The following is a 14,831-nucleotide window of genomic DNA, read 5'->3' as shown; positions in this document are numbered from 1 at the left end:
GTTGCACTAATATTATCATTACAACAAAATCCAGTTATGGTACTTGAGAACCTTTATCTTGACTAGATGTTTTTGCATTAACTTAGCGATTGCAACTCCTTGGCGGTCGCTTATATTTCTTGATAGTGACGCAAGAAGACATCGTGTTTTACCAGAGTTATCTTAGCTCTCTTTTTTATTGCTACTTCTATTTTAAAAGATGTCTGGCAATAGCATCGTTTATAGGTAATATAAAGGTAGTAGTAAAATTGATGCTTACTTGATTGGTTGGGTGTAATTCATTGGTTTAATCCTAACTAACAATGACGAGTACAGGCGTTGATAAAGATTTAGTTAAACAAAACATCAAGATTTTTATGATTGGTAATTTAAAACTTATAATTCTTATATATTAGTTTTATAAATCTACTCAGCTTGGTTATGCTTTATACATAAACACCGACTACCAAGATTAACAGTTTGTTATTTCTATTATCATAGCCTAGGAGTTACACCATGTCCGAATCAACCAATAGTACCACTGACAAAAACACCACCCCAGATACTGCCCGCTGTCCTGTAGATCACGAAAGCAGCAATAGTACTGCGCCTACCAATACAACCTATGATCAAGGTGATGATAAAGGACCGACTATCCATAGTGAAAACGTCGATCATACGCATGCATCGCAGCGTCCTAGTATGGGTGGCTGCCCTGTTATGCATCAGGCGCATACTACCACTGCTTCTGCTGCGACAGATTGGTGGCCAAATGCGCTAAACTTAGACATATTGCATCAGCAAGATAAAAAGACTGACCCAATGGGTGAGGATTTTGACTACGCTGAAGCTTTCAAACAATTGGATCTAGAAGCGGTCAAAACTGACCTAAAAAACCTAATGACTGAATCGCAAGAATGGTGGCCAGCGGATTGGGGGCACTATGGTGGATTGATGATTCGTATGGCATGGCATTCAGCAGGTACGTATCGCGGTGCTGATGGTCGCGGCGGCTCTAATACTGGTAACCAACGCTTTGCACCATTGAACAGCTGGCCTGATAACGTCAACCTTGATAAGGCTCGTCGCCTATTATGGCCTGTTAAGAAAAAATACGGCAACAAATTGTCGTGGGCAGATTTGATGATTTTAGCTGGTAACATGGCATATGAATCTATGGGCTTCAAAACTCTAGGATTTGCTGGTGGCCGTGCTGATATTTGGCATCCAGAAAAAGACATCTACTGGGGTTCTGAACGTGAGTGGCTCGCCGCTACCAAAAACCGTTATGAAAATGATGAGGAGCGTGAATCATTAGAAAACCCTTTGGCTGCTGTGCAAATGGGCTTGATCTATGTCAATCCTGAAGGTGTCGACGGCAACCCTGACCCGTTGAAGACTGCTCAAGATATGCGTACTACCTTTGCTCGTATGTCAATGAACGATGAAGAGACTGTCGCCCTTACAGCTGGCGGGCACACCGTTGGTAAGTGTCATGGCAATGGTGATGCTACAATATTAGAAGACGAGCCAGAAGCTGCTGATGTCAAAGAGCAAGGTCTAGGTTGGCGCAATCCTAAAGGTCTTGGTAATGCAGGTGATACCGTTTCAAGTGGTATCGAAGGCGCATGGACCACCAATCCGACCCAGTGGGATCATGGGTATTTTGAACTTCTATTGAACCATGAATGGGCACTGACCAAAAGTCCAGCGGGCGCATGGCAATGGGAGCCGACTGATATTAAAGAAGAAGATCGTCCGTTAGATGCTCATGATTCAAGTGTCCGCCGTAATCCAATCATGACTGACGCAGATATGGCATTGAGCAAAGATCCTATCTATCGTGAGATTTCAGAGAAGTTTCATAACAACCCGGCGTACTTTGATGAAGTGTTTGCTAGAGCATGGTTCAAACTGACTCACCGCGATTTGGGACCTAAAACTCGTTACTTAGGTGCCGATGTACCAAGCGAAGATTTTGTATGGCAAGACCCTATTCCTAAAGGTAATGCAGAGTTGACTGCTGATGATATTGCCACGCTAAAATCACAAATATTAGACAGTGACATCGAACCTCGCGAGTTTATCATCACCGCATGGGACAGCGCTCGTACATTTCGTGCTTCGGACTATCGCGGCGGTGCAAATGGCGCACGTATCCGTTTAGCTCCACAAAAAGATTGGGCAGGCAATGAACCAGAACAATTACAGCGCGTGCTTGAGACATTGACAAGTATTCAGTCTGGCTTTGATAAAGACGTTAGCTTAGCAGACCTTATTGTATTGGCTGGTAACGCAGCTATCGAACAGGCAGCAAACGGTGCAGGCGTAGATATTACGGTACCGTTTAATCCAGGTCGCGGTGATGCTGACGCTGAAATGACTGACGCTGAATCTTTCGCTGATTTAGAGCCGCTACATGATGGTTATCGTAATTGGGTTCAGGGCGACTATGCGGTATCACCAGAAGAGATGCTACTTGATCGCACGCAGTTGATGGGATTGACAGCACCTGAGATGGTCGTATTACTTGGTGGTATGCGAGTGCTTGATACTAACCATGGTCAGAGTCAACATGGTGTCTTTACTGAACGTGCTGGCATGCTTACCAATGACTTCTTTGTCAACTTAACAGACATGAACTACACTTGGCATCCTATAAAAGCAGCTGACAATACTGCTAATAGCTACGAAGTACGTGAGCGTAGTACAGGAAATGTCAAATGGCAAGCAAGCCGTGTAGACTTAGTATTTGGCTCTAACTCTATATTGCGTGCTTATGCTGAACTATATGCACAGGACGACAACTTAGAAAAATTTGTTCGTGACTTCGTCCGCACTTGGAACAAGGTAATGAATGCAGATCGTTTTGATATTGCTAAATAGACTGAGTTTGAAATTGGCCAGTATCAGCTAATTAGCAGTAATAAATAACTTTATAACTAACAGCTACCTTTTAAAAGGTAGCTGTTTTTTTATGCTCAATAATGATCGTTCTTTATAAACTATTAGGTCAAATGGCTTCACTGACTAAACAGCGTTTGCTGAACAAATATTTTTTTAGCATTGCAAAATACAAACTCTATATTCATAATTATCATAAATTGATAGCTATTTATTATATACAAGAATAATAACTTTGTTTTACACTACTTTATTACTGTATGTTCAGACATTTTCACTTTCATATACAGACGAGGTTTGTATATTTATACGATAGGATTAAGTTATGGCAATCGACGTAGTGGTCAATCAGCGACATTTGCAGATTCAGCTCAAACAGCTAGAAACAGTATGGCATACGGTGATTAATGGTTATAACTTAAGTCAAGCGGCAACTGTACTACATACCAGTCAATCCAGCCTATCAAAGCATATTGCTGCGCTAGAAAACCAATTAAAGACGGAAGTTTTTGTGCGCCAAGGTAAACGCTTGACGGGACTCACCACGATGGGCACAGCGCTTATGCCACATATCGAGTCTATATTTGCTGAAATCCGTACTATTGAAAACCTTAGTCTAGACTTCAATAATCCAAATATTGGTACATTGACGATTGCCACCACTCACACACAAGCACGCTATGTACTGCCACAAGTGGTTAAAGAATTCAAAGATCGCTTCCCTAAAGTAAACTTGATTTTGCAACAGGCAGACCCTGAGACCATCGCTCAGATGGTCATACGTGGTCAAGCAGATATCGGTATCGCAACTGAGTCCTTACTGCATAATAATTATCTTAGATGTTATCGTTACTATGATTGGACGCACCGCGTCATCGTACCGAGTGATCATGAGCTTGCTAGCCAAGAGTCTATTGACCTGCCCACGCTCGCTAGCTATCCGATTGTGACCTATCATGGTGGCTTTACAGGGCGCGGCGCAATTGACAAGACATTTGATGAAGCAGGACTAGAGCCAGATATCGTGCTAGCGGCGCTCGATGCCGATGTAATCAGTACTTATGTCGGTTTAGGCTTAGGTATCGGTATTATCGCAGAAATGGCATTTGAGCCAAGTCATTATCAAAACTTGACGGCTATCCCCGTCGATCATTTTGGCCGCTTTACCAGTTGGATGGCAGTACGTGATGATGCAGAAATTCGTCAATATGGACGTGCTTTCATGGAGCTGTGCCAAAAGCAATTTGCAAATTAATGAGCATTTGTTAAATAAAGTATCTCATACTTGCTCACCCTTACTAGACTAAGTTGTGAATGATAAAATAAATTCTAGAATGTTATTCAATGTTTCTTTTATATATTATTCATACTTGTATTGGTTTTTAGTAGAATTAAGTTGACTATTAATCATAGATATCAATACATATCAATTTGCTCTTTTGTAAACAGGTGATACCGCTCATGGAAAAATTCGTAGCGATCATTATGGCAATTTTTGCCGCCCCTCTACTAATTGGTGGCGTCTATTTATTGTCCTTAGGCGGTAGTACTTACTACCTCATTGCTGGCGTTATTATACTAACGACAGCTTTTTTATTGTTCAAAAAACATTGGAGTGCTTACGGGTTATACGCGCTATTTATCGTAGCAACCATGGCGTGGGCACTTTGGGAGTCTGGCTTTTATTGGTGGGCGCTAGCACCCCGAGTTGGCTTCCCGCTCATCTTTGGTCTGCTCATGCTATTGCCGTGGGTATCTAACAAAATGTGTGGGCCTAAATCTCAAGCCGCTGCAAATGCTACCACTAGCACACCAACCACAGGCTCTACCAAGAAAAGTCCTCTATACTATTGGGGACTGCTCGTAAGCGTGGCCGTAGGTGCATTACTCTCTTTTGGTAGTCTAGCCAATAATGCCACTGACAAACTTGGTGAGCTGGACTTGACTGCTGCAAACGATGACGAACAAGACATCAGTTCAGATGAAGCATCAACCAACCTTGGTGATCCATTATCAAACGGTCAACAAACGCCAGATGGTGAATGGAGCGCATATGGTCGCACTGATTATGGCCAGCGCTACTCGCCTCTAGACAAAATAAATACCGATAACGTGAAGGATCTAGAGCTTGCATGGCAAATTCAAACAGGCGATGTCAAAGGACCTAACGATGTCGGCGAGACCACTTATCAGGCAACGCCATTAAAAATTGGCAATGGCTTATATCTATGTACCCCTCATAACTGGGTAATGGCACTAGATGCCGACTCTGGTGAGACACTGTGGAAGTTCGATCCTCAAGTAGGGGAAAACTTACAACGCCAACATCAAACGTGTCGCGGCGTGTCTTATTATGCTGGTCAAGCGATTAATCCTGACACTGTCTCTACAGCTGCTAATAATTCAGCAGAGAATAGCAATAGCACGGTCAGCCCTGTGCAAGTACAAAAAATTGCGGGCAATACCTTCGAAAACGCATCCAAGCAATGTGACGCCAAGATATTTATTCCATCCTCGGATGCGAAGTTATATGCACTCGATCCAAATACTGGGCAACGCTGCCAAGACTTTGGTGATGATGGTGCGTTAGACTTGATGCATAACATGCCATTCAATCAAGCAGGATACTACTATTCGACGTCGCCACCGGTAGTTACTGGTGATGTGATCATTGTGGCTGGTGCAGTCAATGACAATTATGACGTCAACTCGCCTTCTGGTGTGATACGTGCGTATGACGTCAATACGGGTGAGCTTATGTGGAATTGGGATTCAGGTGATCCTGACAATACAGCACCTTTCGATGTCAATGACCCGACCCAGACTTACAAAACCAGCTCACCGAACTCATGGTCAGTTGCTAGCGCGGATGAAGAGCTTGGATTGGCATACTTCCCTATGGGCAATCGCACCCCCGATCAGCTAGGTAGCTACCGTAATGCTGCTGAAGAGAAGTATGCAACGTCTGTTGTCGCATTAGATATCGAAACTGGTGAAGCGCGCTGGGTGCAGCAGTTTATTCACCATGACCTTTGGGATATGGACACACCTGCTCAGCCAACCTTACTAGACTTAGAAACCGCTGATGGTGTGCAGCCCGCGCTAGTTGTGCCAACCAAACAAGGCGATGTATATGTCTTGAACCGTGCAACAGGTGAGCCTATTGTCCCGATTAATGAGCGTCCTGCTCCGCAAGGCTATCTTGTAGCAGGAGAACACGCAGCACCGACTCAACCTTACTCTGGTTTGAGCTTTGAGCCTGAACCCTTAACCGAAAAAGACATGTGGGGCGCCAGTCTCGTTGATCAAATGATGTGCCGTATTGAGTTCAATCAACTTAATTACGATGGTCGCTATACACCGCCATCAACCAATGGTAGCTTGGTCTACCCTGGCAATTTCGGTACCTTTAATTGGGGTGGAATCGCTGTTGACCCTGAAAACGGCGTGATGTTCGGTATGCCGACATACTTGGCGTTCAAATCAAAACTTATTCCTAGAGACACGTTGGGCGATGCGGAAACTAACAAAGGAGAGCAAGGCGTCAATGCCAATGCAGGTGCGGATTACGCAGTGGAATTGGGACCCTTCTTATCTCCGCTAGGCGTACCTTGTCAGCAGCCACCATGGGGCACGATTGCTGGTGCTGATCTCGCTACAGGTGATATCGCTTATCAGCGCAAAAATGGTACGGTACAAGACTTATCTCCTGTTCCGATCAAACTAGAACTGGGTGTACCTGGTATTGGTGGACCTATCATCACCAAAGGTGGCGTCGCTTTCTTATCAGCAGCGACGGAAAACAACTTCCGAGCTTACGACTTGAAAAATGGCGACGTACTATGGAATGTTCGTATTCCAGCAGGTGGACAAGCCACGCCAATGACTTACTTGAACTCTAAAGGTGAGCAAATGGTCGTATTGGTCGCAGGTGGTCATGGTTCAGTTGGGACAACCATTGGTGATTATGTCTTAGCCTATAAGCTTAGTGACCAAGATAAATAGTGCTGTATTTGGTTGTTAGGACAAGGGTAATCTGATTTACCATGTCATTATAATTGACCAATTAGAAAAGCAGGTAACTTAAGTTGCCTGCTTTTTTTAATGCCATAACATGATATTGAGACATGCTTTTACGATATTGTTTATAGCTTATTCTGACAAAAGATAACCTTTGTCAATACATACTAATATTATTAAGTGCGCTTAAAAACAGAGTTAGCTGACTTTGTTAAGATTCACTAACAATGACTAGCGACACTTGAAACTACCACTGACTATAAGCATATCAGTAGAAAATAATTTACACGCTACTGGAACATTTATGAGTAAAAAAATTCCTTTATCTTTTCTAGATCTCGCACCTGTCCCTCAAGGTAAGACTATCGCCGAAGGTATTGCCCAAACTGTCAAAACCGCACAGCAGGCCGAAAAGTCAGGCTTAAACCGCTACTGGATGGCAGAACATCACAATATGCCAGGCATTGCCAGTGCAGCCACGTCAGTACTACTATCGCATATCGGTAGTCAAACCAATCGCATCCGTATCGGTGCTGGCGGCGTGATGCTACCAAATCATGCCCCTCTAGTCATTGCCGAGCAGTTTGGTACTTTGCAGGCGTTGTATGGTGATCGTGTAGATTTAGGTCTGGGCCGTGCACCTGGTACTGATGGTGCGACATTCCAAGCGTTACGTCGACAAATGAAAGATGCCGAGCGTTTCCCACAAGATGTCCAAGAGCTGATGTATTTTTTAGGTAATGATACAGATGGCAGCCCTGTACAGGCATTCCCTGGGGCAAAATCAGGTATTCCTATTTGGATATTGGGCTCTTCTCTATTTGGGGCGACCTTGGCCGCGCATTTGGGACTACCTTATGTGTTTGCCTCACACTTTGCCCCTCAGATGCTTAGGCAAGCAATTGAGGCTTACCGTGAACAGTTCAAACCATCTGTCTATCTAGATAAGCCCTATGTAATGCTGGCTGCAAACTTATTACTGGCTGATGATGATGCGACCGCTCAATATCATTTTACCTCAGCGCAGCAGAGCTTCGTACGTCTGCGTCGTGGTGAAACGGGTCAGATGCCTAAGCCCACTCACGATATGAACAGTATCTGGAGTCAAGCAGAAAAAATGATGGTAGACAACGCACTGTCAGTATCATTCATTGGTTCTGTTGAAACGGTCAAACCAAAACTCGCTGCATTTTTGGCAACGTATGAGCCAGACGAGCTGATTGTGACGGCTAATATCTATGACCAGGCCGCTCGTATTCGTTCACTTGAACTTACACCGGCGCTAAACTTATTTACTTTACAATGATAACGGACATTTGCATAATTATTGATACACCCTAATAAGAAGAAAACTATGGAAACTTCTACGTTTATTGGTTCGTCAATATTTTTGTACATTGTTGCATTTATCGTTGTAATGGTTATTGGTGGCTATCTAACCTATCGTACCAGTCCAAAGCGCAAGCAGCGCCGTGAAGACAAACGTAATAAAGACAATTTAAACTGATATAAAAATTCCCCTTCTCATATCCAAAAAGGGGAATTTTTAATTTTAACCAACTATAACGACATCATTTATTACTTTTCAACGACAAGCAACTCTACCAATCAACTAAAGAACCAAGATTCTGTTTTTGAGCTTGTTTTGCTACATGTAATGAAACTACCGCATCAAAACTAGCCGCACCGACCGATTTAAATAGTGTAATAGCTTTATCGTCTTTAGTATTTTTCTCTTCGTTAGTACTGCCCTCCTCTAATGACGCTGTGACTAATGCCTGCAAGTCACCACTCAAGTCATTCCATACCCACGTACAATCTTCGCTCTCATGCGCCTGAATCAAGTCACCTGCTTCGTGATGACTGCCAATTAAGTCGTCAACAATGACCATTTTACTGTTGGCAATAACATCATTGCTTATCTCTTTCATAGAAGGCTGATAAGCGCCGACTGCATTGATATGTACCTCAGATTTTATTTGATCAACACTAAATAAACCGTCAGTTGCACGTGTGGCTACGTTAATAATATCCACATTACAAATGGCATCGTTTAATACTTCACAGACCTTAATATCCACGTTCCATTGAGCATAATCACGGGTAAAACGTGTTTTAAATTGTTGTGCGCCTTCAGTATGTCTATTCCATAAATACACCGTCTTGATATCTGGACGTACCGTTAGTACCGCATGTAACTGCTCATAAGCCATACCGCCACAACCAACCACCGCCACACTCTGACAATCGGGCCTTGCCATATACTTGGTCGCAATACCTGAAAGCGCGGCAGTACGTACCTGCGTAATATAAATACCATCCATCATCGCTAGTATGGAGCCGTTATCATTATTTGAAACAGTAATAATAGCCGTGGTCGTTGGCAGATCGCGGCTAGGATTATCAGGACAAATAGTCACTAGCTTTACGACTGTATATTCGTTCTCACCATCATACATTGTGGCTGGCATAGATAGATGCGAGCCTGAACGATGACTATCAGAATCAGTAAAGGTGTTTATTACCAACCGTTCAGGTGATTTAGTCCAACTAGGGTGTGCTGCTTGCTGATGCAACAATGCCTCTATCACATCAATGGCTGCTTGCATATTGAGATGTTCTGTCACGACTGCTTTATTTAACAATTGCACGATTAGCGCTCCTATTTAGGGGTTTGTTATTCAAATCGTATTTCGTTTTAAAGAACCACGAGAGTGATTACATCATACCTAGCCCGCGTAAGGTTGCCGCGCCAATTGCCATGCCAAACATACCAACGACTGTGGTAAACGCTAAAATATTAGCGGCGAGTATGTCATTACCACCCATCGCTTTTGCCATGACATAACTGGCGGCGGCGGTTGGTGATGCTACCATCAGAAACAGTACACCCATATGCACACTAGATAGACCAAATGCTAAGCCAATGACGATAGCCACAATCGGCGCAACAATAATACGCCCTATACTGGCCTGCATAGATAGCCCTGACGGATGTAGCATTGACTTCATATCAATGCTCGCACCTGCACAAATAAGTGCTAATGGCAAAGCGACTGCTGCTAATAAATCGCCGGTCGTGTGAATGACACCAGTGATAGGCGGCAATGGCAGCGCTTTATAGACAAATGCCCCAACCAACGCCAAAATCAGTGGATTGGTTGATAATTTTTTCAAGATCATAGTGCCACGACTAATCCATGTATCCTCCACACTTTTGGATACACGGCTTAGGGTAATGACCGCTAAGACATTAAACAGTATCGTTACCACACCCATATAAACAGCACCGATACTTAGGCCTTGTGTACCGTAAGCATTAGCTACCGTTGCAAGGCCAATGATAGCCATGTTGCTACGGAATACGCCTTGTACAAAAACACCTTGGTCCTCAGGACGCTCAACAAAGCGTTTGGCATAAAACTCTGCGCCAATAAATAATATGAACGTCACCAAGATACCAACAAGGATAAGCGTGATTTGCTTAGCATAATCGACATCACTATCAACTACGCTAAAAAACAATAAACAGGGCAAACAATAGTTAAAGACGAAACTTGAAGCCTGATCGATAAAAGTTTTACTTGCTTCACCGCGTCGTTGCATAAAAAAACCCAACCACATTAAGGCAAGGTTGGGTAGGACAATGGTAATAGCAAAAACAATAGCATCAATCATAAGTAGACTCAATTCGGTGATAAGCCCATTACTAAATAGGCATCAGCGAGACAAAATAACAGGTAGTAAGAAAATTTTCTGACTTAGTATAGAGATAAAGTAGCAAGTAGAACAAGGCTACATGCCACTTTCTTTTAAAATTGACTGTATTTTGACAAACAAAAGCCCGTAATAAAATTTCATTACGGGCTTTCTATACTATAAGTAATTTATGATAAAAGGCTTTGCTACATTGTAGCTATGATTCTAATGCAGCTTTTGCTTTTTTGTGTTTTTTAACCGTCATTGCCAACAGCTGTATAGCTGCAGGGGTGACACCACTGACACGTCCCGCTTGGGCTAGCGTCGCAGGACGAACTTTCGTAAGTTTCTGTACAATCTCATTTGATAAACCTGACACGACGCTATAATCAAAATCTAGTGGCAACGCTGTATTTTCTAGACGTTTCATTTGATCGATATCTTCTTGCTGACGATCAATATAGCCTGCATATTTAACAGAAATCTCTATCTGTTCTCCTACTTGCGCATCAACGGTTGAATTAGTGATAGCAGCAATATCAGCAAAATGTATTTGCGGACGTTTGAGCAAATCAAAAGCAGTCGACTCTTTAGACAGTACCTCCCCTGTTTGCTCAGTCACTTGTTTACCTAAAGCATTAGCAGGCGTGGCCCACATATCTTTTAAGCGTGATGTTTCTGTGGCGATAGACTCCATCTTTTCTTGATAAGCTTGCCAGCGTACATCGTCCACTAGACCCAGCTTACGGCCAGTCTCTGTCAAACGTTGATCTGCATTGTCTTCACGTAAGAGCAAGCGATATTCTGCGCGGCTCGTAAACATACGATACGGCTCAGTAGTACCATGGGTAATCAAATCATCAACCAACACACCAAGATACGCTTCATCACGGCGCGGTGTCCACGTATCAAACTCACTATTATTGGTCGTTTCGAGTGCAGCATTGGTACCTGCGAGCAAACCTTGTACGCCGGCTTCTTCATAGCCCGTCGTACCATTGATCTGACCAGCAAAATACAGACCATCAATAGACTTCGTTTCAAGCGTTGGCTTTAAGTTTTGCGGATCAAAATAATCATACTCAATCGCATAACCTGGACGAGTAATATGTGCATTCTCTAAGCCTTTCATACTATGAATGAACTCTAACTGCACATCAAATGGCAAACTGGTTGAGATGCCGTTTGGATAGAGTTCATGCGTGGTCAAACCTTCTGGCTCGATGAAAATCTGATGGCTATCTTTATCCGCAAAACGATGGATTTTATCTTCGATAGACGGGCAATAACGTGGGCCTACGCCTTCGATTTTGCCAGAAAACATCGGTGAACGGTCAAGATTTTCACGAATGATGTCATGAGTACGCGCATTGGTATGCGTGATATAGCAGTTAACCTGTTCCGGATGCATAGAGACGTCACCCATATAGCTCATCACTGGCAATGGCGTATCACCCGGCTGCACCGTCATCACACTAAAGTCAACACTACGCGCATCGATACGTGCTGGCGTCCCTGTTTTTAAGCGCCCTACTGGTAGTTTCAACTCACGCAGACGGTCAGCAAGCTTAATAGAAGGCTGATCCCCTGCACGGCCACCTTTAGAGTTTTCCAGTCCAATATGAATGACACCGCCTAAAAAAGTCCCTGAAGTCAGAACTACAGTTTGCGTCTTAAAAATAATACCTGTAGAGGTAACAACTGCTGTGGCGCGACCGTTCTCTACCAAGATATCGTCCGCCCCTTGTTGAAACAAATCAAGGTTTGGCTGGTTTTCTAAGGTATGACGAATAGCGGCTTTATAAAGAATACGATCCGCTTGAGCACGTGTGGCTCGTACTGCTGCGCCTTTACGGCTATTTAGTACACGGAACTGGATACCCGCTTTGTCTGTCGCCAATGCCATTGCACCGCCTAGCGCATCAATTTCACGTACCAGATGCGACTTACCAATACCACCAATCGCAGGATTACAGCTCATCTGCCCGAGTGTTTCGATGTTATGCGTCAACAATAAGGTCTGTGCGCCCATACGTGCAGCCGCTAGAGCAGCTTCTGTACCAGCGTGACCACCGCCGATTACTATCACGTCATAATGTTTTGGGTATTGCATGTGTGCCTCACTTGACTCATAACGTTGCTGATTGTCGTATCCTATTGTTGGATAAGATAACAGACAGTGAGCGAATAAACGTCAGTCGTATTTATAAAAAAGATAACGACTCAGTTAAGTCGTTCACAATTGATTAGATAACCTGTCATTATAACAATTTTTTGATGCTTAAAAAACGTTGGAACAAAAACTATTATAATTAAGCGAAAAGATATCTACCTTAGCAATTATAGATCTAATCAACCACTAACTACTTTGGTTACTGCCTCTGTAGTTGTTATCTTATTATTCACTATTTTGATTATCATTTTGGCTGTTATTACCAGGGCTAAGCGGTACGATCTGATCTGATTGACCACTAGACAGCATATGATGGCTACCATACCCTTCTGGATTGATCTGTAAATAGGCGTTCATTTGACCAATTGCCTCACCATCGTCACTCGCCAATATCTGGTTTTTGATGAGATCGACTGGCGGTAATGGTAAGTTTTTAAGCAATGCCAAACGCTGATGGTTATCACCTTTGTTGACCACCAATTCGATAAGCTGACGAGCATCGATGGGCAAATCTGGTGTGTTTTGTGCTAATAATGCCAAATGATAAGCGCCTGTAGGGTCTTGGTCTACCACGACGCGCTGCTCGATGGCCACATAAGTCGCTTCAGTTGCACCACCTGCCACACTAAGCTGATGGATACATTTAAGTGCTGAATATGACTCATTATTAGCAATCTCAATAATGCGAGTAGACTCATTTTTTAAACACTCACGGCGTTTTTCAATCGCCGCTTGCTCAGCAGTTTCTCTTTGCTCGCTTGACTGGTCTGTGGTTTTGTTACTCATAAAGCTCTCTTACTCATCTGATAATTATTATTTATATAGCTGATATCTTGGACATTATATGGGGGTGTATCCTATAAAAACAATGAAGTCTAAAGACACTCAAATATAGAGCCAATAAAGACACCAGTGAACACAGTATCAGCGACAATAAAAAACCCAAATAGCCATCAAATGACTATCTGGGTTTGCTGTGCTCGTGTCTTGCAAAGGCTAGTTGAACACTAAAGACATCCAATTCGCACTTTCAAGTATTAAGCAGCAGGGCTGTTTGCTTCAACCAACGGCTTTAGCTCACCTGATTGATACATTTGCAAGATGATGTCTGATCCACCCATCAACTCGCCATCAATCCATAATTGTGGGAACGTTGGCCAGTTCGCAACTTTTGGCAACGTTGCACGGATTTCTGGGTTTTCTAAAATGTTTACAAACGCAAATGGACGACCAATCTGAGTCAACACTTCGATAGAGCGTGCTGAAAAGCCGCACTGTGGAAATTGTGGCGTACCTTTCATGTAAATAATAACTTTATTGTCACGGATTTGATCACGGATCAATTGTTCAACGTCGTTTGCAGCAGTGTTTGGGGTTTGCTCACTCATAAAAGCTCCTATTGATAAAGTGGTTCATTAAAATGATTATTTATATAAAATAATTGTATAAAGACGTGGCTGATACATGGGGCAACTGCCACTGTATTACAAGCACAAATTTCGATCTATATCGGTTCGACAGCATTAGGGACTAATAATACCACGGCGTTGGCCATGATACCCTCTTGTCGACCCGTAAATCCCAATTTTTCAGTCGTAGTGGCTTTCACACTGATATTGCTGCTATCTGTTTGTAAGTCGCTTGCGATATTAGTACGCATTGCTGAATTATGCGGTGCCAACTTTGGACGCTCACACATCACCGTGATATCAGCATTGCCTAGGCTATAACCAGCCTCTTGCACTTTGCTATAGACATAACGCAGTAGTACTCGCGAATCCAAACCAGCATGTGCCGCATCGGTATCAGGAAAATGCTGCCCGATATCACCAAGCGCCAATGCACCAAGTAGCGCGTCAGCGAGCGCATGTAACACCACATCCCCGTCAGAGTGTGCGAGCAAACTGTGAGTATGCTCAATGGTCACACCTGCTAGCACCACATATTGCTGCTGCTGACCATTGTTATGAAAAGCGTGAACGTCGATACCTTGACCAATTTTTATCATTATTATTCCAAGATGAGTTAAGGATGATTAAAATAATTCAAAACCATT

General features: G+C 43.2%; 11 protein-coding genes. 5 read left to right on the top strand and 6 right to left on the bottom strand.

Annotated features, from left to right (window positions below; genetic code table 11):
• Positions 1-681: 681 nt before the first annotated feature.
• The 5 genes from katG to ACT3QR_RS01985 all read left to right on the top strand — a co-directional run bounded on the left by katG (position 682) and on the right by ACT3QR_RS01985 (position 8,410).
• Complete coding sequence (katG, locus tag ACT3QR_RS02005; protein WP_444519846.1) at positions 682-2,865, top strand: catalase/peroxidase HPI; 2,184 nt, start codon at positions 682-684, stop codon at positions 2,863-2,865.
• Positions 2,866-3,208: 343 nt separating this feature from the next.
• Positions 3,209-4,138 (top strand): LysR substrate-binding domain-containing protein, encoded by a 930-nt coding sequence (locus tag ACT3QR_RS02000; protein WP_057759664.1) that lies wholly within the window; start codon positions 3,209-3,211, stop codon positions 4,136-4,138.
• Positions 4,139-4,344: 206 nt separating this feature from the next.
• Positions 4,345-6,888 carry a membrane-bound PQQ-dependent dehydrogenase, glucose/quinate/shikimate family gene (locus ACT3QR_RS01995; protein WP_444519716.1) on the top strand — a complete coding sequence of 848 codons (2,544 nt, stop codon included), beginning with the start codon at positions 4,345-4,347 and terminating at the stop codon, positions 6,886-6,888.
• Between the two features lie 319 nt (positions 6,889-7,207).
• Positions 7,208-8,209, top strand: coding sequence for an LLM class flavin-dependent oxidoreductase (locus tag ACT3QR_RS01990; RefSeq protein ID WP_444519715.1), 1,002 nt, complete (start codon positions 7,208-7,210; stop codon positions 8,207-8,209).
• A 48-nt stretch (positions 8,210-8,257) separates the two neighbouring features.
• Positions 8,258-8,410: a hypothetical protein gene (locus tag ACT3QR_RS01985; protein WP_444519714.1), complete on the top strand. Its 153-nt coding sequence runs from the start codon at positions 8,258-8,260 to the stop codon at positions 8,408-8,410.
• Positions 8,411-8,504: 94 nt separating this feature from the next.
• Here ACT3QR_RS01985 and ACT3QR_RS01980 read toward each other — a convergent pair whose 3' ends face one another.
• The 6 genes from ACT3QR_RS01980 to ispF form a co-directional block, all read right to left on the bottom strand.
• Positions 8,505-9,554 (bottom strand): ornithine cyclodeaminase family protein, encoded by a 1,050-nt coding sequence (locus ACT3QR_RS01980; protein WP_444519713.1) that lies wholly within the window; start codon positions 9,552-9,554, stop codon positions 8,505-8,507.
• Positions 9,555-9,621: 67 nt separating this feature from the next.
• Entirely contained in the window at positions 9,622-10,581 is a 960-nt protein-coding gene (locus tag ACT3QR_RS01975; RefSeq protein ID WP_444519712.1) for an AEC family transporter, read from the bottom strand.
• 238 nt (positions 10,582-10,819) lie between these two features.
• Positions 10,820-12,715, bottom strand: a complete 1,896-nt coding sequence (mnmG, locus tag ACT3QR_RS01970) for a tRNA uridine-5-carboxymethylaminomethyl(34) synthesis enzyme MnmG (RefSeq protein WP_444519711.1) — start codon at positions 12,713-12,715, stop codon at positions 10,820-10,822.
• A 285-nt stretch (positions 12,716-13,000) separates the two neighbouring features.
• A complete protein-coding gene (locus ACT3QR_RS01965; protein WP_444519710.1) occupies positions 13,001-13,561 on the bottom strand; it encodes a hypothetical protein in 561 nt (186 codons plus the stop codon).
• A gap of 251 nt (positions 13,562-13,812) precedes the next feature.
• A complete protein-coding gene (grxD, locus tag ACT3QR_RS01960) occupies positions 13,813-14,163 on the bottom strand; it encodes a Grx4 family monothiol glutaredoxin (protein ID WP_193012410.1) in 351 nt (116 codons plus the stop codon).
• Positions 14,164-14,279: 116 nt separating this feature from the next.
• Entirely contained in the window at positions 14,280-14,783 is a 504-nt protein-coding gene (ispF, locus tag ACT3QR_RS01955) for a 2-C-methyl-D-erythritol 2,4-cyclodiphosphate synthase (protein WP_444519709.1), read from the bottom strand.
• Positions 14,784-14,831 lie beyond the last annotated feature (48 nt).

The organism is Psychrobacter sp. AOP7-B1-25, from assembly GCF_052376195.1.
GTDB lineage: Bacteria > Pseudomonadota > Gammaproteobacteria > Pseudomonadales > Moraxellaceae > Psychrobacter.
The sequence above is the reverse complement of the archived record's forward strand: the minus strand, read 5'-3'. Positions and strand labels throughout refer to the sequence as shown.

Bases quoted from the DNA above. Each gene is read 5' to 3' on its own strand.
- katG (WP_444519846.1), top strand. From the start codon at position 682: ATGGGTGGCTGCCCTGTTATGCATCAGGCGCATACTACCACTGCTTCT.
- mnmG (WP_444519711.1), bottom strand. From the start codon at position 12,715: ATGCAATACCCAAAACATTATGACGTGATAGTAATCGGCGGTGGTCAC.
- ACT3QR_RS01995 (WP_444519716.1), top strand. From the start codon at position 4,345: ATGGAAAAATTCGTAGCGATCATTATGGCAATTTTTGCCGCCCCTCTA.
- ACT3QR_RS01965 (WP_444519710.1), bottom strand. From the start codon at position 13,561: ATGAGTAACAAAACCACAGACCAGTCAAGCGAGCAAAGAGAAACTGCT.
- grxD (WP_193012410.1), bottom strand. From the start codon at position 14,163: ATGAGTGAGCAAACCCCAAACACTGCTGCAAACGACGTTGAACAATTG.
- ispF (WP_444519709.1), bottom strand. From the start codon at position 14,783: ATGATAAAAATTGGTCAAGGTATCGACGTTCACGCTTTTCATAACAAT.
- ACT3QR_RS01990 (WP_444519715.1), top strand. From the start codon at position 7,208: ATGAGTAAAAAAATTCCTTTATCTTTTCTAGATCTCGCACCTGTCCCT.
- ACT3QR_RS02000 (WP_057759664.1), top strand. From the start codon at position 3,209: ATGGCAATCGACGTAGTGGTCAATCAGCGACATTTGCAGATTCAGCTC.
- ACT3QR_RS01985 (WP_444519714.1), top strand. From the start codon at position 8,258: ATGGAAACTTCTACGTTTATTGGTTCGTCAATATTTTTGTACATTGTT.
- ACT3QR_RS01975 (WP_444519712.1), bottom strand. From the start codon at position 10,581: ATGATTGATGCTATTGTTTTTGCTATTACCATTGTCCTACCCAACCTT.